At 39.8% G+C, this 21949-nt stretch carries 16 protein-coding genes; all 16 read left to right on the forward strand.

Annotated elements, in window-relative coordinates; translation table 11 throughout:
* The first annotated feature begins 241 nt into the window (after window positions 1–241).
* The 16 genes from rsfS (at window position 242) to D0T49_RS05265 (ending at window position 21915) form a co-directional block, all read left to right on the forward strand.
* The gene (rsfS, locus tag D0T49_RS05190; protein ID WP_163629530.1) at window positions 242–601 is read left to right on the forward strand and encodes a ribosome silencing factor; all 360 of its coding nucleotides are present in this window, start codon (window positions 242–244) and stop codon (window positions 599–601) included.
* Window positions 602–856: 255 nt separating this feature from the next.
* Window positions 857–3013, forward strand: a complete 2157-nt coding sequence (ftsH, locus tag D0T49_RS05195; RefSeq protein ID WP_163629531.1) for an ATP-dependent zinc metalloprotease FtsH — start codon at window positions 857–859, stop codon at window positions 3011–3013.
* Window positions 3000–3641 carry a lactate utilization protein gene (locus D0T49_RS05200; RefSeq protein ID WP_163629532.1) on the forward strand — a complete coding sequence of 214 codons (642 nt, stop codon included), beginning with the start codon at window positions 3000–3002 and terminating at the stop codon, window positions 3639–3641. The genes ftsH and D0T49_RS05200 overlap by 14 nt, the downstream gene beginning before the upstream one ends.
* Before the next feature lie 198 nt (window positions 3642–3839).
* Window positions 3840–4664 (forward strand): phosphatidate cytidylyltransferase, encoded by an 825-nt coding sequence (locus D0T49_RS05205; RefSeq protein WP_163629533.1) that lies wholly within the window; start codon window positions 3840–3842, stop codon window positions 4662–4664.
* A 77-nt stretch (window positions 4665–4741) separates the two neighbouring features.
* A complete protein-coding gene (locus D0T49_RS05210) occupies window positions 4742–5878 on the forward strand; it encodes a 1-acyl-sn-glycerol-3-phosphate acyltransferase (protein ID WP_203583421.1) in 1137 nt (378 codons plus the stop codon).
* Window positions 5879–5957: 79 nt separating this feature from the next.
* Entirely contained in the window at window positions 5958–7454 is a 1497-nt protein-coding gene (locus D0T49_RS05215) for a potassium/proton antiporter (protein ID WP_163629534.1), read from the forward strand.
* Between the two features lie 367 nt (window positions 7455–7821).
* Window positions 7822–8817 carry a YhdH/YhfP family quinone oxidoreductase gene (locus tag D0T49_RS05220; protein WP_163629535.1) on the forward strand — a complete coding sequence of 332 codons (996 nt, stop codon included), beginning with the start codon at window positions 7822–7824 and terminating at the stop codon, window positions 8815–8817.
* Window positions 8818–9186: 369 nt separating this feature from the next.
* Complete coding sequence (locus D0T49_RS05225) at window positions 9187–9375, forward strand: hypothetical protein (RefSeq protein ID WP_163629536.1); 189 nt, start codon at window positions 9187–9189, stop codon at window positions 9373–9375.
* 629 nt (window positions 9376–10004) lie between these two features.
* Window positions 10005–11270 carry a putative DNA modification/repair radical SAM protein gene (locus tag D0T49_RS05230; RefSeq protein ID WP_163629537.1) on the forward strand — a complete coding sequence of 422 codons (1266 nt, stop codon included), beginning with the start codon at window positions 10005–10007 and terminating at the stop codon, window positions 11268–11270.
* Window positions 11270–12031 (forward strand): TIGR03915 family putative DNA repair protein, encoded by a 762-nt coding sequence (locus D0T49_RS05235; RefSeq protein ID WP_163629538.1) that lies wholly within the window; start codon window positions 11270–11272, stop codon window positions 12029–12031. The genes D0T49_RS05230 and D0T49_RS05235 overlap by 1 nt, the downstream gene beginning before the upstream one ends.
* A gap of 4 nt (window positions 12032–12035) precedes the next feature.
* Window positions 12036–12572 (forward strand): hypothetical protein, encoded by a 537-nt coding sequence (locus tag D0T49_RS05240; protein WP_163629539.1) that lies wholly within the window; start codon window positions 12036–12038, stop codon window positions 12570–12572.
* Between the two features lie 78 nt (window positions 12573–12650).
* Window positions 12651–13154: a ferritin gene (locus tag D0T49_RS05245; RefSeq protein ID WP_203583422.1), complete on the forward strand. Its 504-nt coding sequence runs from the start codon at window positions 12651–12653 to the stop codon at window positions 13152–13154.
* Between the two features lie 883 nt (window positions 13155–14037).
* Window positions 14038–14259, forward strand: a complete 222-nt coding sequence (locus D0T49_RS05250; protein ID WP_163629540.1) for a hypothetical protein — start codon at window positions 14038–14040, stop codon at window positions 14257–14259.
* A complete protein-coding gene (locus D0T49_RS05255; RefSeq protein WP_163629541.1) occupies window positions 14225–14578 on the forward strand; it encodes a hypothetical protein in 354 nt (117 codons plus the stop codon). The genes D0T49_RS05250 and D0T49_RS05255 overlap by 35 nt, the downstream gene beginning before the upstream one ends.
* 290 nt (window positions 14579–14868) lie before the next feature.
* Window positions 14869–21177 carry a T9SS type A sorting domain-containing protein gene (locus D0T49_RS05260; RefSeq protein ID WP_163629542.1) on the forward strand — a complete coding sequence of 2103 codons (6309 nt, stop codon included), beginning with the start codon at window positions 14869–14871 and terminating at the stop codon, window positions 21175–21177.
* Between the two features lie 66 nt (window positions 21178–21243).
* Window positions 21244–21915 (forward strand): hypothetical protein, encoded by a 672-nt coding sequence (locus D0T49_RS05265; RefSeq protein WP_163629543.1) that lies wholly within the window; start codon window positions 21244–21246, stop codon window positions 21913–21915.
* Window positions 21916–21949: the final 34 nt, after the last annotated feature.

Raw genomic sequence — 21949 nt, forward strand, 5'->3', positions numbered from 1 at the left:
CATACAGTTTAAAACTGCTAAATATATAGGTACAAGTCGCAGGCTTGCGCCAAATATGTGATTTCTATGTGTCAAAATAAAATAACCCCGCTACCGCGCGAATCTTTCGCGTGGCAAAGTGAAAATATTGCCTTTCAGGCGGGAGCATACTTTTTAATACATCTCCTATTTCTTTAATTTTAGTTTTCAACGATTTCGACGTATATTTGCACTCATTTTTATTAAAAAGAAATTAATTAGTATGGTAAAAACCGAACAAATAGTAGATCAGATTGTTGAAGGAATACAGGAGCGGAAGGGTAAAAAGATTGTAGTGGTGGATATGTCAGAATTGCAGGATGCTCCGTGCAGCTATTTTGTGATTTGTGAAGGCGATTCGCGCGTACAAGTAAATGCCATATCAGAGTCGGTAAAAGACTGGCTGCGTGATAATGCGAAGGTAAAACCTTATGCGGTAGATGGCACAGATAATGCCGAATGGGTGGCTATGGATTACGGATATATTATTGTTCATGTGTTTTTGCCTGAAGTGCGTGCATTTTATGACATAGAGCACTTGTGGGAAGACGCCAAATTGACAGTAATTGAAGATTTGGATTGACCTTTCGTAAAACGGTAAAGTTTTTGTAAGAACTTGTTTAAATTTTACTCGCAAGATAAATTTTGGTGATTTTTTAGGGAAATTTTGANTTACGATTTTAGCGGGCTAAATGAGTAAAATGAGAGGTGAAATTTCACAAAAAAGAACATAATTTATTGCGAAAAAGATATATTCAAAGCTACAATAGCTTCTTTTGGGAAAATTTAAACAAGCTCTTAGTCAAAATTCAAATTAAAAAGTAACTAATCAGGAATAATGGAAAATAAAAGACCGGATGGAAATCCGAACAATAATAATCCGAAAAATCCGAATGAAAAGAAGTTCAAGTTCAATTTTTCGTGGATTTATGGGTTGATAATTTTGATATTGCTTGGGTCATACTTCTTCTCGGATACCACACCTTCTAAAGATGTACCGTTTTCTACATTCGAGGAGTATGTGAAAAACGGGTCGATTGAAAAAATACAGGTATATACTTCGCGCAATACGCTGGAAGCTACTGTAGCTGCCGAAGCGGCTAATGAAGTTTTCGGGTCGCGTGCCGATTCGTATAAAGACAGGATGATAACAGTGCGTATTCCTTCGGTGGAAGAATTTTCGAAGTTCATCCAAAAAGCTAAAGATGAATACGGTTATACGGGTGTTGTGGACTATAAAGAAGGGCGGAATTATTTCGAACTGTTCTTATATAGCTTTTTCCCAATCATATTGTTAATAGTTTTCATCGTGTATATGAACCGCCGTATGATGGGACAGTCAGGCGGTGGCGGTGGAGTATTCAATGTAGGTAAATCCAAAGCACAGTTGTTCGATAAATCGGCAGCAAACAAGGTTACATTCAAGGATGTGGCAGGTTTGGAAGGTGCAAAGCAGGAAGTAGAAGAAATAGTAGAGTTCTTAAAGAACCCTACAAAATATACCCAGTTAGGAGGTAAAATACCTAAGGGAGCATTGCTTGTAGGCCCTCCGGGAACAGGTAAAACCCTGTTGGCGAAAGCTGTAGCAGGCGAGGCGGATGTTCCGTTCTTTTCAATGTCGGGGTCTGATTTTGTGGAAATGTTTGTTGGGGTAGGGGCGTCACGTGTACGCGATTTGTTCCGTCAGGCAAAAGAGAAAGCCCCTTGTATCATTTTCATCGACGAGATTGACGCTATCGGACGTGCGCGGGGCAAGAATCCGAACATGGGAAGCAATGATGAACGTGAGAATACATTGAACCAATTACTTACCGAGATGGACGGATTTGGTACTAACAGCGGGGTGATAATACTTGCTGCTACCAACCGTGCCGATATTCTGGATAAAGCGCTGTTGCGTGCCGGACGTTTTGACAGGCAGATACATGTCGACCTGCCGGATATTCAGGAGCGGAAAGAGATTTTCAATGTACATTTACGCCCCATCAAAATAGATGAATCGGTAGATGTTGACTTCCTCGCAAGGCAAACTCCCGGATTCTCAGGTGCTGATATTGCTAATGTATGTAATGAGGCTGCCCTGATAGCTGCCCGCAAGAATAAAGATTTTGTAGGTAAGCAGGATTTTCTGGATGCGGTAGACCGTATTATCGGAGGATTGGAAAAGAAAACCAAGATAACAACCGTTTCGGAGAAAAAATCCATTGCATACCACGAAGCAGGGCATGCTACCATAAGCTGGATGTTGGAACACGCCAACCCGCTGTTTAAAGTAACGATTGTGCCGCGGGGCGAGGCGCTTGGCGCTGCATGGTATTTGCCGGAAGAACGCCAGCTTACAAATAAAGAGCATTTGCTCGACGAAATGTGCTCTACTTTGGGTGGACGTGCTGCCGAAGAGGTATTCCTCAACCAGACTTCTACCGGAGCTATCAACGACCTGGAGCGTGTTACTAAACGTGCTTATGCTATGGTGGCTTATTTCGGGATGAGCGATAAAATGCCGAATATGAGTTATTATGATTCTACAGGGCAGTCGGATTATGGTTTTACCAAGCCTTACAGCGAAAAAACTGCTGAACTGATAGATAAGGAGGCAAAAGAAATTGTAGCGGAACAATTTGAGCGTGCAAAGAAAATACTGAAAGAACATGCAAAAGGACATAACGAGTTGGCCGAATTGCTGATTGAACGTGAGGTGATTTTTGCAGAAGATATGGAGCGTATTTTCGGTAAACGTCCGTGGACTTCGCGCAACGAGGAGCTAATGGCTCTGAATGAACGGGCTAAACAAAAGAAAGAAGCTGAAAAAACAGAGATTAAAGCGGAAGATATTCCTGATGCGCCGGTACAACCGGAAGTGAAAAAAGAGCCTAAAGTTAAAAAAACAGTAACTAAGGTAGTGGTAAAGGAAGAAGATAAAGCTGCCGCAGAAGAAAAGCCTAAGGAAAGAAAACCAAGAGTAAAAAAAGATAAACCGGATGAAACAAAATAATTCATCAAGGGAAGAAATACTGAAACGTATTGAAGCCGCCCGTAAAGGGCGGTCTTCGTTTCGTGAAGTGAGCACGGACGAAACAAAGCCTGTTTACAAACCCATACAGCCCGATGCTGTGACGTGCTTTAAAAACGAGCTTGAAGCTATAAACGGACAATGTGTGGTGTACGACGATGAGCAGGATATGTACGCCGGATTGGCGCAATTTGTTGCCGAGCGTGGTTTCCCTTACTTGTATTGCAGCGATAATGATATTGCCGGCTGCTTGGATGAGGCGGGAGTCCCGTATTCAAACAATGAAGCGGATTTTGAAGCTATGCAGGCGGGAGTGACAGCTTGTGAATTTCTGATAGCACGTACAGGTAGTGTGATGGTGTCGTCGGCATCGTCGCATGGGCGGCAGATGCATATTTTTCCTCCTGTGCATATTGTAGTGGCAAAATCATCGCAACTTGTTGATTATGTAGAAGACGCATTGAAAGCTGTTCAGGCAAAATACCCGGACGGCCTGCCTTCTGCAATAACCACCATAACAGGCCCAAGCCGTACTGCCGATATTGAAAAAACGCTGGTGCTGGGTGCGCACGGACCGAAAGAATTTGTGGTTTTTCTTTCGAAAAACTAAAGTTTTGCTAACTTTGCCTTATTGGTTGTGCTGAATTGAAGAATCGTTAAATTGAAGAATCGTTGAGTTGTTGGGTAGTAGAGTTGCCGACTAAACACTTAAACACCCCTTGCGATTTATAACCGTTAGCCAATTAAACAATTCAACAGTTAAAGGACTTGTAACTTGTAACTAATTTCTTGTAACTACTTGCTATCTATGAATAATTTTCTTCAACGTACTATAAGCGGGGCGGTTTTTGTGATTCTTATTGTAGGCTCTATCATTTGGAGTCCTTATTCTTTTGCTGCTTTATTTACGGTTATAACGGCTCTGGCACTTTATGAATTTCACAAACTGACAAATTGTCAGCAAAATGTAGATGTGAATCCATTTTCTGCCATTTTTGGTGGAGTCTTGCTTTTCATATCTTCTTTTATGTATACCTTTTGTATACCTTTGAGTCTTATTTACCTTGTTTACGGCTTTTATGTGGCTTTGATTCTCGTTGTAGAACTATATCGTAAAAAAGAGCATCCGGTTAATAACTGGGCTTATTTCATATTAGGTCAGGTGTATATTGCCCTGCCGTTTTCTATCCTGAATTTCATTCTTTTCCTTCCCTCGTACCAGCCTTTAGTGCTGCTGGCTGTTTTTGTTACCATCTGGGTGAACGATACGGGGGCTTATCTCGTAGGGTCGAAGTTTGGGAAGCATCGCCTTTTCGAACGCATCTCGCCCAAAAAATCGTGGGAGGGGTTCATCGGCGGAGCCGTTTTTGCTTTGCTTTCAGGATATGTCTTTTCGCTGTTTATACCACAGATAAGTTTGATTCAGTGGCTTATCTTTGCCGAAATAGTGGTTGTAGCCGGCACTTTTGGCGACCTGATGGAATCGTTGATGAAGCGTAGCCTGGGTGTAAAAGATTCGGGCAATATTATTCCGGGGCATGGTGGAATCCTCGACCGTTTTGATAGCATGATACTGGCCGCACCTATGGTATTTATATACATACAGGTGCTGGTTTACTTTTTCTCTAAGTAATATATTTTATTCTCTGTTATCAGAGAGTGAGACTCGTAATTTGTAACTGATTACTCGTAACTACTTAATTGATTATTATGAATTTTGATGATATCCGTTTTTATGCCGATGCTGAAATTCCCGAAGTAATGGAACGGTTGGTAGGCAATAAGCAATTTGTCAATCTGCTGAGTACGCTGTTTCCGCTTGTGCCTAAAGATATACTGAAGGAGCAGTTGCTCACGGTGGTATCTACCGACGATTTTCAGCGTAGGTTTGCTTATCCTTTTCTTAAGGATTTGGAAGCAAATAAAACCAAAGGTGTTGACTTCTACGGCCTGGATAGTATCGACAGGACAAAACCCTATTTATATATTTCCAATCACCGCGATATAACAATCGATTCGGTTTTCCTCTGCTTGCTTATGATCGAAAATAAGATGAACACAGTAGGGATTGCTATCGGCGACAACCTGTTGATATATCCTTGGATTGAGGACTTTGTACGGTTGAACAGGAGTTTTATTGTTAAGCGCGGGTTGAATGTACGTCAGGCACTGGAAGCATCGCAGAAACTGTCGGCATACATTCGTTATCTGATAAAGGGAGACAGCCGCTCGATATGGATAGCACAACGCGAAGGGCGTTCTAAAGACTCTAATGACCGTACACAGGACGGTTTGTTGAGGATGCTGACTTTGAGTAGCGAGAAGGGTTTTTACGATAATCTTTCGGAGTTGAATATCTGTCCGCTGACTATTTCGTACGAGTATGACCCTACCGATTATCTTAAGGCTAAGGAGTACCAACTGAAACGTGATAATCCGGAGTATAAAAAACGTCCTGAAGATGATTTGGAGAATATGCAGGTAGGAATTATGGGGTATCGTGGCAAGGTGGATTACCGTATTTCGGGCGACATTAACGATAGTTTGAAAAATATAACAGAAGAAGCATCCGGTTTGAAAGAGCAGATTAGCTTGCTGGCTAAGGTTATCGACCGGAAAATTCATTCGAACTACACTATTTTTAAAGTAAATAAAATAGCGTACGATTTGTTGAAGGGTGAGAAGCGTTTTGCGGGCGAATATACCGATACTGAACGTTTCGATTTTGAGCACTACATCTCGAAGCAGATTGCCAAAGTGGATATTGAAAACAGGGATTCATTCTTTCTCCGCACAAAGATGCTTGAGATGTATGCTAATCCGCTTTTGAATTATATGAATGTGTAACTTTCTTCACGAAGCATCCATATTGTGATATATAAGCAACGGATTTCTTCTTTTACGATAAAAATTTATAGAAACGCGTATGGATATATCTATAGAAATTTTTCTGCTGGTTGGGTCTGTACTTTTGTTCATCAGCCTGCTGGTTGGTAAAACGGGTTCACGCTTTGGCGTACCTACTTTATTGCTTTTCTTGTTTATAGGTGTTCTCGCCGGTACCGATGGACTGGGAATACAGTTCGATTCGCCACAGATAGCACAGAGCATAGGTGTGATAGCCTTGAATATTATCCTGTTCTCCGGTGGTATGGATACGAGATATTCTGAAATTAAGCCTGTGATGTGGCAAGGAGTGATTTTGGCTACAGTAGGTGTATTCCTGACTGCCCTGCTGACCGGATTCTTTATTTTCTGGCTTACCAATAATGTTATAAAAGCAGTTTCATTCTCGCTGGTAGAGTCGTTTTTGCTTGCAAGCGTTATGTCGTCAACCGACTCGGCATCGGTTTTCGGTATCCTCCGTTCGCGTAATACGGCGTTAAAGGAAAATCTCCGTCCGTTGCTTGAGTTGGAGAGTGGTAGTAACGACCCGATGGCATATATGTTGACTATCGTTCTTATCCAGTATATACAGACCCCCGAAATAAGCGGATGGGCTATAGCTCTGAAATTTGTACAGCAGTTTGTTTTAGGAGGCCTGCTGGGCTTGCTGATTGGGAAATTCGCTGTGCGCCTTATAAATAAAATAAATCTTGCCAATGACGCGCTGTACTCGGTGCTGCTGCTGACTATCATGTTCTTTATATTCGGCTTTACCGATTTTGTAGGTGGCAACGGTTATCTGGCAGTTTATTTAGGTGGACTGATGATTGGCAACCAGCGATTTGTTCAGAAAAGAAGTTCGCTGAAGTTTTTTGATGGTCTCACGTGGCTTTTCCAGATAATTATGTTCCTTACCTTAGGGCTTTTAGTGAATCCATCCGAATTGTTGCCTGTGGCAGGTATCAGTGTATTGGTAGGTGTGTTTATGATTCTTATTTCGCGTCCTATCAGCGTATTTGCCTGTTTGGCTCCTTTCCGCAAAATGTCGATGAATGCCCGTGTTTTTACATCGTGGGTAGGGCTTCGTGGGGCTGTGCCTATTATTTTTGCTACTTATCCGTGGCTCGCGGGTGTAGATGGGGCTAAGGATATATTCAATATCGTGTTTTTTATCACCATCTTATCGCTGGTTATTCAGGGAACGAGCATTACTTCTATGGCTAAATGGCTCAAACTGGCTACCCCTCTTCCTAAAGAGAATAAATTGAAAGAGTTTGATATCGAGTTCTCGGACGATATAAAATCGGCTATGACTGAAATAACCGTGGATGAGCAGATGCTGGAGAACGGTGATTCGCTGATTGATATTTCGTTGCCCGATAAGGCATTGGTTGTTATGGTGAAACGTGGTGAAAATTATTTTGTGCCGCGTGGTACTACTCATCTGGAGCCTCACGATTCGATACTGATAATCACTGATAATGAAGAAACCATAAAGGAAACTTACAGGCAACTGGGTATCGACCCACCACAATAAAAACAAATAATTATTTGTCTTTTAGGCTAAATTTATAGGTAAATGTATTTAAGGGGCGTTGCCCCTGCGACCCCACTTCATTTTTGCCTTGATGCAAAAACGAAGCAAAAAGTTAACTACATTGAAACACCTACGCTTGGCATAGTCCGAGTAAACTCGGCTCTGCCCTCGCTTAAACGGTGTTTTCAAGACTGTGCCCGCTTCGCACGAAAAATTAGCGTTTGCCGGCTAAAATCTTCCAAACTCGCTCCTTCGTCGCTCAAACAGGGAAGATTTTTTAACTCCGGCTGCTCTTATTTTTCGGCTCACCGGACAAGGTCAGTCGAAGATAAAAGACGTTAAGCATTAAGCATATATTCATAAGAATATGTTACCATCAATAAAATATAAGGCTTTTGTAGTAGAAGAAAGTGAGGGAAAATACTTAGGCGGTGTTGTAGAAAAGGACACTAAGGATTTGCCCGAAAATGAAGTGCTTATACGAGTACATTACTCGTCGGTGAACTATAAGGATGCTTTATCTGCCACAGGCAATAAAGGGGTGACAAAGCACTACCCTCATACTCCCGGTATTGATGCGGCGGGTGAAGTTGTTTCTTCTAATGTAGAGCAATACAAAGCCGGAGATGAGGTTATAGTTACAGGCTACGATTTGGGAATGAACACCCCCGGCGGGTGGGGACAATACGTTTCGGTTCCCACATCGTGGGTGGTGAAGTTGCCCGAAGGCTTGTCGATGAAAGAAGCGATGATTCTGGGCACGGCAGGTTTCACTGCCGGAATATCCATATCACGTTTAGCTGAATATGTGAAGCCTGATGACGGAGCTGTTCTGGTATCGGGAGCAACGGGCGGAGTAGGGTCGGTTGCTTTATCTATTCTCTCCAAGCTCGGTTACGAAACGGTTGCTATCTCGCGTAAAGAAACTGAGTATGAGTATCTGAAAGCGTTGGGCGCAAACCAAATACTGCCTTTGGACGATTTTCTGGCTTTGGATAATAAGCCTGTTTTGTCGGCCCAATATGCGGGAGGAATTGATACTATCGGCGGCAAGGCTTTGGAGAACATGATAAAGACTACTAAATTATACGGAGCAGTCACTACTTGCGGTAGCGTGTCGGGTACTAATTTGAGCTTAAGTGTATTCCCATTTATACTTCGGGGCATTGCTTTGCTTGGGGTTTCAGCACAGAATTATCCGGGTAATTTGCGTGAACCATTGTGGCAGAAATTGGCGGGCGATTGGAAACCTGTTAATCTTCTCGAAATTTATAAGGAGGTTGCTTTAACTGATTTGAATGAGGTTGTGCAGTCTATTTTAGCCGGAAAACTGAAGGGAAGGACTGTTGTGAGTCTTGCCTGACAAAGGTTAATCTTAACTTGGGCTTACAGCCCTTAAACTCCCTATGCTGCCGCACTATTGTATCGTGGGCATTTCAAAGTCCTTTTTCACCTTACCACACGAAAGATTCGTGCGATAGCGGATGTGAACACGCCAAGTTGCAATCAGGTAATTTATTGATAGCGGATTTTAAATCCGCAGTTAATGGCTTTTGGATTGCAAATCCGAAAGGACGAAGCACATAGAAATCACATATTTGGCGCAAGTCTGTGACTTGTGCCTATATATTTAGCAGTTTTAAACTGTATGTATTTTCGGTACAAGTTATACGTTACGCTAAACTTACACCAATATAATGTTCAATAAGGTAATAAGGTTTAGTTTTATGAGGTGTTGAAGTTACTAAGGTTTATTCCTGAAAATAAGGTTTCATTCTCTCAGATTAACCCCTATGCTGCCGCACGATTGTATCGTGTGGCATTTCAAAGTCCTTTTTCACCTTACCACGCGAAAGATTCGCGCGGTAGCGGGGCTTCGCTTTGCCATTGGGCTGAAATAAAACGGGCTTACAGCCCTTAAACTCCCTATGCTGCCGCACTATTGTATCGTGGGCATTTCAAAGTCCTTTTTCACCTTACCACACGAAAGATTCGTGCGATAGCGGATGTGAACACGCCAAGTTGCAATCAGGTAATTTATTGATAGCGGATTTTAAATCCGCAGTTAATGGCTTTTGGATTGCAAATCCGAAAGGACGAAGCACATAGAAATCACATATTTGGCGCAAGTCTGTGACTTGTGCCTATATATTTAGCAGTTTTAAACTGTATGTATTTTCGGTACAAGTTATACGTTACGCTAAACTTACACCAATATAATGTTCAATAAGGTAATAAGGTTTAGTTTTATGAGGTGTTGAAGCTACTAAGGTTTATTCCTGAAAATAAGGTTTCATTGCCCAGACTAACCTATTACTCTCCCTCGTTACAAACGAGAAGTCGGAAAATTTCAGTTGCTGGCGCGGACTTGTAGTCCGTGTCCTGCTTGAAAAGCAGAGATATTCAGCCAGCTGAATTATTGGCATACTGGCACATTATTCTTATTGATACATCTTCTATTTTCTTCCTTTAAAAACTTATCAACATCTCCTGTTTTTTTAAGAATTCTTATACCAATATTTACGTTCGAAATGTTTTACTTTGTAGTAAATGAAAGCAGACATTCTCGAAAAAATGAAGGTGCTTGCGGAGTCGGCGAAATACGATGTTTCGTGCGCCTCAAGCGGAACTACCCGGAAAAATCAACCGGGTACGTTGGGTAGCGCGCATGGCTGGGGTATATGCCATAGTTTTACAGAGGATGGGCGGTGTGTCTCGCTTCTTAAAATAATGCTTACTAACTACTGTATTTACGATTGTGCCTATTGCATCAATCGTAGGAGCAATGATATCCGCCGTGCTACTTTTACCCCTGACGAATTGGTTGAACTTACAATAGAATTTTATCGCCGCAATTATATCGAAGGTTTATTTCTTAGCTCAGGAGTGATAAAGAATCCTGACTATACGATGGAACGCATGGTACGTGTTGTAAAAGAACTTCGCACAATCCATCGCTACAATGGTTATATCCACATGAAAAGTATTCCCGGTGCGAGCGAGGAGCTTGTGCGTCAGGCGGGGCTGTATGCCGACCGTTTGAGTGTGAATATTGAGATACCTACCGAGCCTAATCTAAAAATGTTGGCGCCTGAAAAAAACCATCAAAGTGTTTTCAAACCCATGCTGCATATACAGCAAGGTGTGTTGCAAAGTAATGAAGAACGCCGGAAATTTCGTTCAGCTCCCCGTTTTGCCCCTGCGGGTCAAAGCACACAGATGATAATAGGTGCTACGGATGATAATGATAAAACGATATTGAATACTACAGCAGCACTATACACACGTCCCAGCATGAAGCGGGTGTATTATTCGGGCTTTATACCTGTGAATACTTATGACAATCGCCTTCCGGCTCTGAAGCAAGCTCCGCTTGTACGTGAAAACCGCTTGTATCAGGCTGACTGGCTGCTTCGTTTTTACGAGTTCAAGGTAGATGAAATTGTAGACGATCGTTTCCCCAATCTTGATTTGGAGATAGACCCTAAACTCTCGTGGGCATTGCGCCATCCAGAGGCTTTTCCTGTGGATGTGAACAAGGCTGACTATGCTATGTTGCTGCGTATACCCGGACTTGGGGTAAAATCTGCCAAACTTATAGTTTCGTCGCGCAGGTTTGGGAGAATAACGGCTACCACTTTGAAAAAAATGGGTGTGGTGATGAAAAAAGCGCAATATTTTATCACTTGTAATGAACTGGCATTTAATACCGTGCACGAAACTTCGCCCGAATATATACGTAAGAAGCTGACAGAGAAAAAAATGAAAAAAGGCGATGCTCCATTGAATCAGTTATCCATCATTTTTCCTGAGTAATGATTGTATTCCGATATGATAAGACTTTCGACGGTTTGCTTACAGCGGTTTTTGATGCTTATGTACGCAAAACTTTTCCTGATAAGTTATTGGGAGAAGGAGAGCTTGCCCCCTTGTTTGTAGAAGAGTCTTATCTTGTTACAACACAGGCGGAGCGTGCCGACCGTGTTTGGAAATCGGTGCAGAAAAAGCTCTCAAAAACATCGTGCAATATGATTACACATGTGTGGCTTTCGGAGGAAGAGGGTAGCGACGAGCTTATTTTCCGGTATATCCGGAAGAATCTGGATAGTAAGCATTCTATCGAAATGAATTTTGCCGACCCTGATGTATTGCAACTGAATCAACTTGCTAAAAAAGTAGGACGCGAAGCCGAGCATATCCGTCAGTTTGTACGCTTCCAAAAAGCTGCTGATGATATTTTTTTTGCTCCGATTTCGCCTATCTACAATGCACTGCCTTTGTCGGTAGAGTTTTTTGCCGACCGCTTTGCCGACCAAAAATGGATAGTGTATGATATGAAAAGGAATTACGGCTATTATTACGATTTGAAAAATGTGACTGAAATAGCCCTCGATATGGATGAAAATATGCCGGATGGTAAACTGGATGAGAAACTAATGGCTGAAGATGAGAAACTTTTTCAGAGCTTGTGGAAAACTTATTTCAAAGCATTGACCATTAAGGAGCGTATAAATCCCAAACTCCAACGCCAACATATGCCTCAGCGGTTTTGGAAGTATTTAACGGAAAAACAATAAATTTATGCAACATATTAAAATAGAGATAAAAGGCGTTAGCGCCGAGTTGGCTCTTGGCAACTATATGCCCAAAGACCCTACTATTTACGAGAACTGGGAAGATTTCTACCATTATGACGATATTATTCATGAATCTTTGTTGTTGAGCGAATATGTAAATGAGCTGACGATTTTTAAAGATGGGGAGCAGACATTCAAAGGTCATATTCCCGCATCGCAATTCAAAGCACAGAAGAGTATTAGCCCCGTAATGGAGCAAGGTAGTTTATATCTGCGTACCGAGTGTGTGGAAAACGCTGTTTATACTTGCGAGTTTGATGTGGAGGAGTTTGATATAACAAAGCTCTTTTTTGAAACACAGGATTATGATTCGTTCTTTAAAGTAGGGAAGTCTTTTATTACCAATGCCTTGTACGATGGCAAGGTGATTAAGCCCGAATGGCAAAGCGCTGTGCCTGTTGGCAATATCTGTTTGCTGTGTAGGTTTGAAAATGGGTATTTGATACCGCAATACGATGCGGTAGGTAAAAAATCAGTTTAAAAATATCGGGTTGTTCATTCCCGAATGATTTTTTAAGATTATATTTGTTCTTTAGAAATAAATAAAATAATAATGAGTATGAGAACTATCTTAGAACCTAACATGGAAACTGCATTGAATAAACAGGTAAATGCAGAACTTTGGTCGGCGTATTTGTACCTTTCGATGTCGTATGATATGAAAGACAAGGGATTCGACGGTATTGCCAGCTGGTTTGAAAAGCAAGCAAAAGAGGAATTTGAGCATGCACAACGTTTTATGAACTTTATAGTATCGGTAGACGGCAAGGTAAAGTTAGAACCTATAGATGAAGTAAGACAGGAGTGGAACTCTCCCAAAGATGCTTTTGAGGATACATTGCTGCATGAGAAACTGGTTACTGAAAAGATACACGGACTGATGGATATGGCTATTGAGGCTAAAGACTATGCAACGCAAAGTATGCTGAGGTGGTTTGTAGATGAGCAGGTGGAAGAAGAAGATGCTGTCCGCAGCCTTTTGCAAGCCTTAGTGGTTATCAACGATGATAAAGCAGCCATGTGGATGTTTGATAAGAAATTGGGTAAAAGAGAGGATGATTGATAGTAATCGGAGCTTAAGCAAATAAAAATCGCCTGTGTATAAAGGAATTATCCTATTTTTTTTTGTAAACAGTAAAACTTACAGGTAGTGCTGTCCCAAAAGTCAATTGATAATTAAAACTGCTTACAGTTTATAATTTGACTTGAGATATCTTCTCAGGCCTATTCACAAATCAAATAATTAATCCCAACTAATTCATTGCGAGCTAGTTGGTTTTTTTTGTGTCTTTAGAAAAAACTCCGATAAAAAGGTTTCTCAGCCAAAATCGGTGTAAACCCACTCTAAAAGATATGGTAATTTTTTGTGCGAAGCGGGCATAGTCTTGAATGCGCCGTTTAAGCGAAAGCAGAATCAAGTTTACTTGAATTTTGCTGAGCGTAGGCGCTTCAATGAAATTATTTTTTGTTCCTTTTGCATCAAAGCAAAAGGAAGTAGGTGATTTAAACAAAATCATTTAATGTCAGTAAATTACTGACTGCGATTCAGATTTTTGTTGTGTGCTAAATTGGAACCATAATAAATTTACTCTTGTTGTTTTGCATCTGTTTTTCGCTAAAAATTTGCGTAATAGTACAATAACTATTATATTTGCAACGTGTATGCTGAAAAAGAAAGGATGCAATAAAAGCCAAAGCATTATTTTTTTTAACAAAAGCACTTTGCAAATTTTTACAATTGATGCAAAGAAAGTGTCTGTGTTTTCTAATAAAGGAACAAGTGTCTACTATTAACGGTTCGTTATTAGTTGTGCGGCTCTGATTCCGTAATTTAAAAGTTCTTTGACATGTTGGTTTTTTTTTGAGTATGTTTGGTTTTAAAGCAAACGTTGCAATAAATCGATCTAATAGCAACGCGTTGTGATTAAAAATTTTAACATCTGCCATTGAAAAAGCTTCCCGGTCTTCTTTATTTGAAAGATATAACGCATCCGGACATCATCGCGCAAACGGGAAACAACATCCAGCCGGCAGGCTGTAAGTTGGGAAACAAATGGTTCTTTGGAAAAACATCCATACACGACCACAATCCGAGCGATTTTTTTGAACCCTTTCCGCTCTCTAACGAAAGATATGGGCCTAAAAATCAAACAGGTTTTCCTCCTTAAGCGGCAGGGTTTTGATATCTTCAAGATGCAACGCGGTATGATTATCCAAATCAAGAGCGGCAATACCGCCTTATCTACAAGCCTCATTTGGCTTTGTTGGCAGGGCCCGCCAAAACCAGCCGACGCCATCGGTTTTACGTCCCGATTTGGGAATATAACTAGGGTCGAAAACAAGCACCCTGCGGTCTGCGCAGTACTGATTCACAAGTGCGGCGTTAAAGTTGAAAGAATCAAAATTGCTTTCAAATTGCTGACGGTACCGCTGTTCATCATGGTGCCCGTATCTGCCCGGTTGCAGAAAATTCACCGGGGGATTTAATACTCAAAAAAAACCAAAGAACGTCTTTGATAAAATCTTTACGCCATTTGTTTAATGGCTCTAAATGTAGAAAACACTGCTCACAGAGCAAATTGTAGAATAAACGAGTCTTGAAAATCATATCTGAATAGAAAGTGATGTGTCTGTAAAGACTTTGATTATCAATGACTTGTTACAGTGGAACGATATTTGTTTTGTTGTAAATCAATATAATAACTAAAAGTTTAACGAACTATTGCATTTAGAAAAGACAATAAAAAAACTTTTTTATGTTCAAATTACTTAGAGGTATGAAAAAAAACTTTTTAATAGTATTCTGCTTATTAATTACGAATGTTTTTATTGCATTTTCGCAACCAAACTTAACAAATATCCCTACCCCGATTACATATTTTCCGACGGGAACTAATCCATATCTCATATATGGAACAGAGGGGAATAATGCGACTCCTAAAAACAACTACAGCACTTCAATTAGCACATATACTGGAGGATTTAAAGCAACTCCTACAGCAGAAAATTACTGTGGCTTTTTTCTGGAATTAAATGCGCTGAAGGATGTATCTACTCAAAGGTATTTGTACTTTATGAGTTATAATTTTCGTGGCAGCTACCTTAGAGTAACTACAGATACTGGTAATACAGCCACTGTAACTTTGGATAACAAATCTAAATCTTATCAGATAGTCGGGTCTGATTGGACTTTAATAGAAGTAGACTTTTCGGCTTCTTCCATAACCAATATTAAACGATTGGCCTTTCAAACATATAATAATCTCACTCCTACTTACATTGCTAATGTTTACCTCTCAGATAAACCTTATGCAGACCCTACAATACCACAAGCAAAAGCGATAGACCCACCCGTGCGTCCTGCAGGAACTTATTTGTCGATCTACAATGATCTGCCTTATGCTGCAAATGCTGTAACAAAAATAGTGAAATATGGTAACGGAAATATCTCTGAGCTTAAATTTTCGTCTACAGAAAATTTTGTTAAAACAATAGTGCCGGCAGCAGCTAGCTCTGAGATTGACGGTGTGGAATTTACTTGTTCTGAAACTAGTATTAATTCGTACACAACTATATATTTCGATATTTTTCCAACAGAAAATTTTGCTGCCGGAGATGTTTACATTCGTTTGGAATCAGCAAATAATGGAGGAAGATATATAAAAACCAGTTTACCTGAATTAACAGCAAAAACATGGAATACTGTAAAAATTAAGCTGTCTGATTTTGCTCCGGGGTGGAATGGGATTAATCCGACAGATGTAATGTCAAAATTTTATGCAGTTCGGTTTGCAACTCCTAAAAGTGTTATTACGGAAAAGACATTTAGTATAGATAACCTTCATTTCTATAAAGATTTGTCTCCTCAGGTGCCCGCCACACCCGAGCATACAGGACGTACTTCTATTTTTGTAGATGGCGACAGTAATCTCAGTGGTGATTTTAGCGGAACAACAACAGATGCTATAGAGGGGAACAACTATTTACGTATAACAAACCTACAAAACGGAGCAAGTTTCACACTTGATTATCCTGCTGATATTCAGGAGAACATGCTCCATTTAGATGTATGGGTAGAAAATTCACAAAACACAAAACTCACACTTACGCTTGAAAACGAAGCAGAAGATTCCGGGTCTGCTACAATATCAGCTTCCCAACTGCAGTCTGGAGTTTGGAATAAAATAAATATTTTAGTATCGGATTTTGATGTACCAATAGATGGAGCAATATGGGGCGAATTATTTACTAAACTTATCTTCTCAGGTTCTGACCATGCCATATATGTAGATAATATCTATTTTTATCAGGCAGACATTCCTACTACCACAGTTGCACCAGCTCCTGCACAAACAAATCCGGACAGGGTATTGCGTGTGTACAGGGATAATTTTGAGGCAGCAGCACAAGCTCCAGGAACCGGTTTTGGAAGTTTATTTTCTCAAGAGCAGACATATACTAGAACAACAACAACAGATAAGTACCGGGTACTTTCAGGTATGAGCCAGTATGCTAAGATAGACTTTGGTGATGGTTTTTCTCTTGCCGACTGGCCATTTCTTCATATCCATGCCAGGGTAAATAATGCTAACGCTAATCTTAATATAAAAATAGACGGAGTATCAGGAGCAACCACTTCTTCACAGCCTTTGGATGCAAGCGAAGAATGGCAATCTATCACTTTATCTACCGAAACTTTAGGTGCTCCGGCCGAGGCGCTAGTTAAAGGGTTGAGTATAGCATCCGATAATGGTTTTGTTTTCATTGACAACGTGTATTTTTACAAGTCAGTGTCAGACCAACAACCGACCACCACCATTAATGTTGCAGGTTCAAATGGAGCTGATGGGAACTACCCCAGTATTTATCAGGCAATTGATAAAATTATATCAACAAATCAAGATGGAAAAACCATCACTGTAACCGTAAATGGCAACTCGATAGAAGACCGGAAAATTAAAATTCAAGAGGGAAGCAATACCAATTGGACAAAGTTGACAATTAAGCCGGGAACTAATGCTCCGGCCGAAGGGTATACTATTTCATTTTCGCCTTTAGCTTCGTTGGATCAGACTTATTTATTTGAATTTTTCGGGGCTAAAAATATAACAATCGATGGAGCATTGGACGGTAGGAGAGCCCTTACTTTTAAGGGATTTTATAATCTGGATGTTTCGACCTGGACATATGGTACCAGCAACTCTATTATCCATTTTACCATTGGCTTGCAGTCGGAAGACATTGTTATTCAGAACTGTATATTTACAAATGACACGGACAATCGTTCAATAAGTGCAATTTCAGGATACTCTGTACAAAATCTTACAATTCAAAATAACGAATTCAGGAACTGTTTGAGTACAAAAGGGATGGCAGAAGAATCTGCGATTGGAGTTATTGATTTTCGCGCAGGGAGCAGCAGTATTTATAACAACATTAATATACTGGGAAATTATTTTTACGAAACAGAACCTGTTAAATTCGAAAGTTTTTATACCCGGCTGTTTATTAGCGTATCGACATCTACTCTTACCAGCTTTACGGCAAAGATAAATGATAATAAAATAGGGGGTATTGGCTTTGATGCTAATGGAAACTTTATAAATGGGAATTTAACTTTCAACTCTTCGGGTACCTCAACCCATTTAGGTGGAATAAGGTATGTAGCAGACGCAGAAAGCGCTACTAACACTCTGAATATAGAAGTAAAAGGAAACACTATTGCAAATTTCGATTGTATAAACAATACAACAATTAATAGTATAAGTGGCAAACCGGATGTTGCTTGTTTTACAGGAATTGAAGTTGCCAACTGCGAAATGGATGTGTCAAACAATATAGTTGAAAATATAAAGTGGAAAACAACTGCAACAAGTATTTCTTCTGCCACTACTCTGACCGGGATATATTGCCGGGTGTATAAAAACACAAAGACTACCATTAAGTGTAACAACAACAAAATGAAAGACCTTGTGTTGGACGTAGCAAACGGAATCTCTACCCTGAAAGTATATTGGAACGGGATTAAAATACAAACAGAAACTATCAATGACAAGATTGGCTTGGTAGAATGTAGTGGAAACCACATAATATGGGACTTGAATGTACCTGATTTGGTTTTTGCAACCAACTCCGAATTAAGTGCATTCCATATAATGGATGCACGCGGATATATGCCTCTAAACTTATTCAATAATATAGCAGTATTAAAAGCTTGTAATCTAGGGATTAACACAACTGTTACATCTCTGTATCGTATACAATTAGATTATGCTTTAGGTAATGATACTCCTGTGGCCAATATATACAATAATATTGCCTATACACAAGGAGCTGCATCCGGTTTTGCCGGACAGACACGGGCCAAAGGAATGTATGTGGTTTATTCAAATCAAGGAGTTAACAGTAAAGTTAATTTCTATCATAACACAATATTCGTTAATAACGCCGGAACGGCAGCAAGAGCCGTAAATTATCAGGTTGCAAAAGACGAAAATAGTGAAAATAGCAAATTATATTCATGGAACAACAATATTGTAAATTTAGGAGCCGACTATCTTCTCGGTCTGGGAGGCCCTACCGATTTTAAAAACATACTTGTTACTGACTATAACAACTATTACAGCCCAAGAACTGCTAATTATTTTGCATATGGTTGGAATAATGCAGAATACAGGTCCAGTACTTTCGACGATTGGAAATTCAACAATACATTCTGGCTCATTCCTAATAAAGGTGAGCAAGACTTCCATAGCTCGTTTGTAAATCCAAAATTTGGTGGCACCGACGCTAATAGTATTTCCATACCATTTACTTACGATGGTGTAGAAAGCCTTAAATCGCTTTTAAAACCTAATGCCTTTATTGCCGGTAAGGAATTTTCAAATATGCCTGTTGATATTGCTGGTGCAACCCGGAGGAGTACTCTTCCTACTGCCGGAGCTACAGAAGCTATAACCTTGAATTATTGGCGTGGTACCACAAGCAGCGATTGGGGAACAGCTAGCAACTGGACTGCCAATGAAGTTCCAGAAAACGGCGAAGATATCATATTTGCAACAGATGCCCAGCGCGATTTAGTATTAGACAAAGACCGTACAGTTCGCGATATTTATAATGACACAGGCCGTGCTTTAATTGTCGACGGAAAAAAATTAACTATCAGCGGGCTTGTCCGTATGGATAACACAGGTAAAATAGATGCTACTAAGGCCAGCCACGAGTCTTCTTCTATTTATTATTATCCTGAAGGAAGTACAGGGGCTATAGTACAGCATATATATAAAAACACCTATAAGAACGATGAAATAGCTAATTTGACTTTAAAAAATCAAACAAATTATTTTGTGTTATTATACGACAAGCTGAATATATCAAAAAACTTTGCGACAGAACAAGGAACCGGTAATAAGGGAGTATTGAATTGTTATCATTACAATACAGAACTAACGTTATCCAATACAGAAGAGCAAGAAATTCCGCGATACTCTATTTATAATGATAGCGTTTACAACTTAGTAATAAACAGTCCGAAAGTTGTAACCAATCAGGACAATCTGTATGTCAAAAATAACCTGACTATTGGAGCCGACAATTCTTTGGAAATTCCAATAACAAAACTGGTAAAAGTATATGGCGCTACTACAAACGCTAACGGTATTGCAGGCTTGCTAATAAAAGCCGACCCTAACCACGTACAGCCAGCGGGAAGTTTCATCTTCCGTAAGGGAGACGTAGTAGAAGGTACCGTAGAGTTTCATGTGAAAGCTTCAAACCCCATTGAGACACCCAAAGAAGCGGATAAGTTTCAGTGGCAATACTTCGGCTCACCTGTAGAAAGTTATAATGCTAAGAATTTCCAAAGCATGTATATCCGCGAATTTAACGAAGGAGTAAACACCGGATTTTGGACATCGCTTACAAATGATGACGACCTTAAAGCATTTATTGGATATGAAATATCCAGGTATGCTGATAAAAATGCATCTTTCAATATCACAGGCCAGTTAGTTAACCGCGACAAGGAAATAACTTTAGGAAAAACCAGTGGTACGGATTATTCGGGTCAGTACATTTTCTCGAACCCGTATACAGCTGCTTTGCCCATAAATGATGCTATGTTTAAAGCAGGGACAAACATTGAGCAAACAATTTATCTGTTCAATACAGGAACTCTTGGAGACTGGGAAGACAATCAAAGCAATCAAGAAGGAACCGGCAAAGGGCAGTTTATAGCCATTCCGCTAAAGCAAGCCGGAACTGTAGTTGGCTTAACTTCCATTCCATCAATGCAAGGTTTTATAGTCAGAACAAACAGCGGAGATGCAGGCAATACATTCAACTTTGTTTACGATGTCGACAGTGTTGTGAAAAACACCCATCCAATGCGTTCCAAAGCTCAGGACGCTGCGAAACCTGTATTTACCAAAATAAGTCTCTCTTCCGAAAGCAAGGCTAAAGACCTGCTTTGGCTTGTGACAGATGAGAACTCAAACTATGGATTTGATAATGGTTACGATGGTTATAAAATGACATCTTCAGCCCAAAAATCTCTTCTTTGTGCTGTAGGCGAAGATGGAATTTATCAGGTAAGTACAATCCCTGATATAAATGGCACTTATCTTTACTTTAAAGCAGAAGAGGGTGTTAGGGAGTATACGCTTACTTTCGACCATAATAATATGGAACAAAATTACGGAACTCTTTATTTATTGGATTTGAAGACAAACGAGCAGGTTGAAATTACAGCAACAAATTCTACATACAATTTTATTGCTGATAATGAAACTACTCCTGAAATACGATTCCAGATAATGAGTGAAAGAAACAATGAGGATGATGTGAAAGTATCTTCGGAAGAGATACAAACCTATCAGTTGAATTCTTATGTGTTCATAAAAAACGGATATGATAACAACGGGAAATTCTACTTATATGACATCTCCGGAAAACTAATTTATAAACAAAACATTTCGGCATTAAGTACTTCGTTCATTTCAGAAAACGCATTGGAATCCGGAGTATATCTGCTGAAAGTACAGGTAGAGAATGAGGATACATTTTCAACTAAAATTGTAATAAAGTAAAAATTAGAAAGAGAGTAATTTTTTAATAAGAAAGTCAGATTTATCTTTTTGTAAATATATTTTAATATGAAAAATCTAATAATAATCTTTATAAGTTGTTCGGTCGTCATGGCAGGTGTATTTACAACCGTGCTTATATCCAACAACAATTCAAAAGATGCCAATATACCATATACCGTGCACAATGGTGCCGGTGAGCAGATATCTGCTCCTAAAATGAAAAAATCGCAGCCTCTGCCTTCTTTCAAGGGTTCGTCGGAACAAAGAACGGAAGACATGGAAGCAACAATATTAAAACTTGAACAGAGAAAACCTATATTTAATTCTTCTGAAAAAGCCACTAATATTGCCGATATTACTATACCCAACAATTTGAACATAAAAGCGAATGACAAAACCTTAAATAAAAATAAGTCTGTAGCAAGTACTTCTTTATCAGGAGGAAGTGGAGGTTCGGGAGCCGTTTTATTATTAGCACAGAATAATACATCTTCTGCTAACAATGGGGCACAATCGTATGGACTGGCTAACAGAATTGGAAATTTGTCAATTGACGAAAGCCTGTCTATCTCCAATCAGGCTATTTCGGGAACCATAATGCCACCTGCTGAAAAAGGAGTTAGTAGTTTGAACGAATTACCTTTAAATGGAAATGAACTATTTATTTTATTGTTGTTTTTGGCTATATATTTCGTATATAACAGGAAAAATAAAAATCAGACAAAGACATCGCATTAAAAAAATAAAATATTATTGAATCAGAAGAATCAAC

Source organism: Paludibacter sp. 221, from assembly GCF_010501035.1.
Classification (GTDB): domain Bacteria; phylum Bacteroidota; class Bacteroidia; order Bacteroidales; family Paludibacteraceae; genus QVMH01.

Excerpts from the sequence above, each read along its gene's own strand:
- D0T49_RS05235 (WP_163629538.1), top strand. The coding sequence starts at position 11,270 with ATGATTGTATTCCGATATGATAAGACTTTCGACGGTTTGCTTACAGCG.
- D0T49_RS05240 (WP_163629539.1), top strand. The coding sequence starts at position 12,036 with ATGCAACATATTAAAATAGAGATAAAAGGCGTTAGCGCCGAGTTGGCT.
- rsfS (WP_163629530.1), top strand. The coding sequence starts at position 242 with ATGGTAAAAACCGAACAAATAGTAGATCAGATTGTTGAAGGAATACAG.
- D0T49_RS05200 (WP_163629532.1), top strand. The coding sequence starts at position 3,000 with ATGAAACAAAATAATTCATCAAGGGAAGAAATACTGAAACGTATTGAA.
- D0T49_RS05245 (WP_203583422.1), top strand. The coding sequence starts at position 12,651 with ATGAGAACTATCTTAGAACCTAACATGGAAACTGCATTGAATAAACAG.
- D0T49_RS05265 (WP_163629543.1), top strand. The coding sequence starts at position 21,244 with ATGAAAAATCTAATAATAATCTTTATAAGTTGTTCGGTCGTCATGGCA.
- D0T49_RS05220 (WP_163629535.1), top strand. The coding sequence starts at position 7,822 with ATGTTACCATCAATAAAATATAAGGCTTTTGTAGTAGAAGAAAGTGAG.
- D0T49_RS05215 (WP_163629534.1), top strand. The coding sequence starts at position 5,958 with ATGGATATATCTATAGAAATTTTTCTGCTGGTTGGGTCTGTACTTTTG.
- D0T49_RS05205 (WP_163629533.1), top strand. The coding sequence starts at position 3,840 with ATGAATAATTTTCTTCAACGTACTATAAGCGGGGCGGTTTTTGTGATT.
- D0T49_RS05260 (WP_163629542.1), top strand. The coding sequence starts at position 14,869 with ATGAAAAAAAACTTTTTAATAGTATTCTGCTTATTAATTACGAATGTT.
- D0T49_RS05210 (WP_203583421.1), top strand. The coding sequence starts at position 4,742 with ATGAATTTTGATGATATCCGTTTTTATGCCGATGCTGAAATTCCCGAA.
- D0T49_RS05255 (WP_163629541.1), top strand. The coding sequence starts at position 14,225 with ATGGGCCTAAAAATCAAACAGGTTTTCCTCCTTAAGCGGCAGGGTTTT.
- ftsH (WP_163629531.1), top strand. The coding sequence starts at position 857 with ATGGAAAATAAAAGACCGGATGGAAATCCGAACAATAATAATCCGAAA.
- D0T49_RS05230 (WP_163629537.1), top strand. The coding sequence starts at position 10,005 with ATGAAAGCAGACATTCTCGAAAAAATGAAGGTGCTTGCGGAGTCGGCG.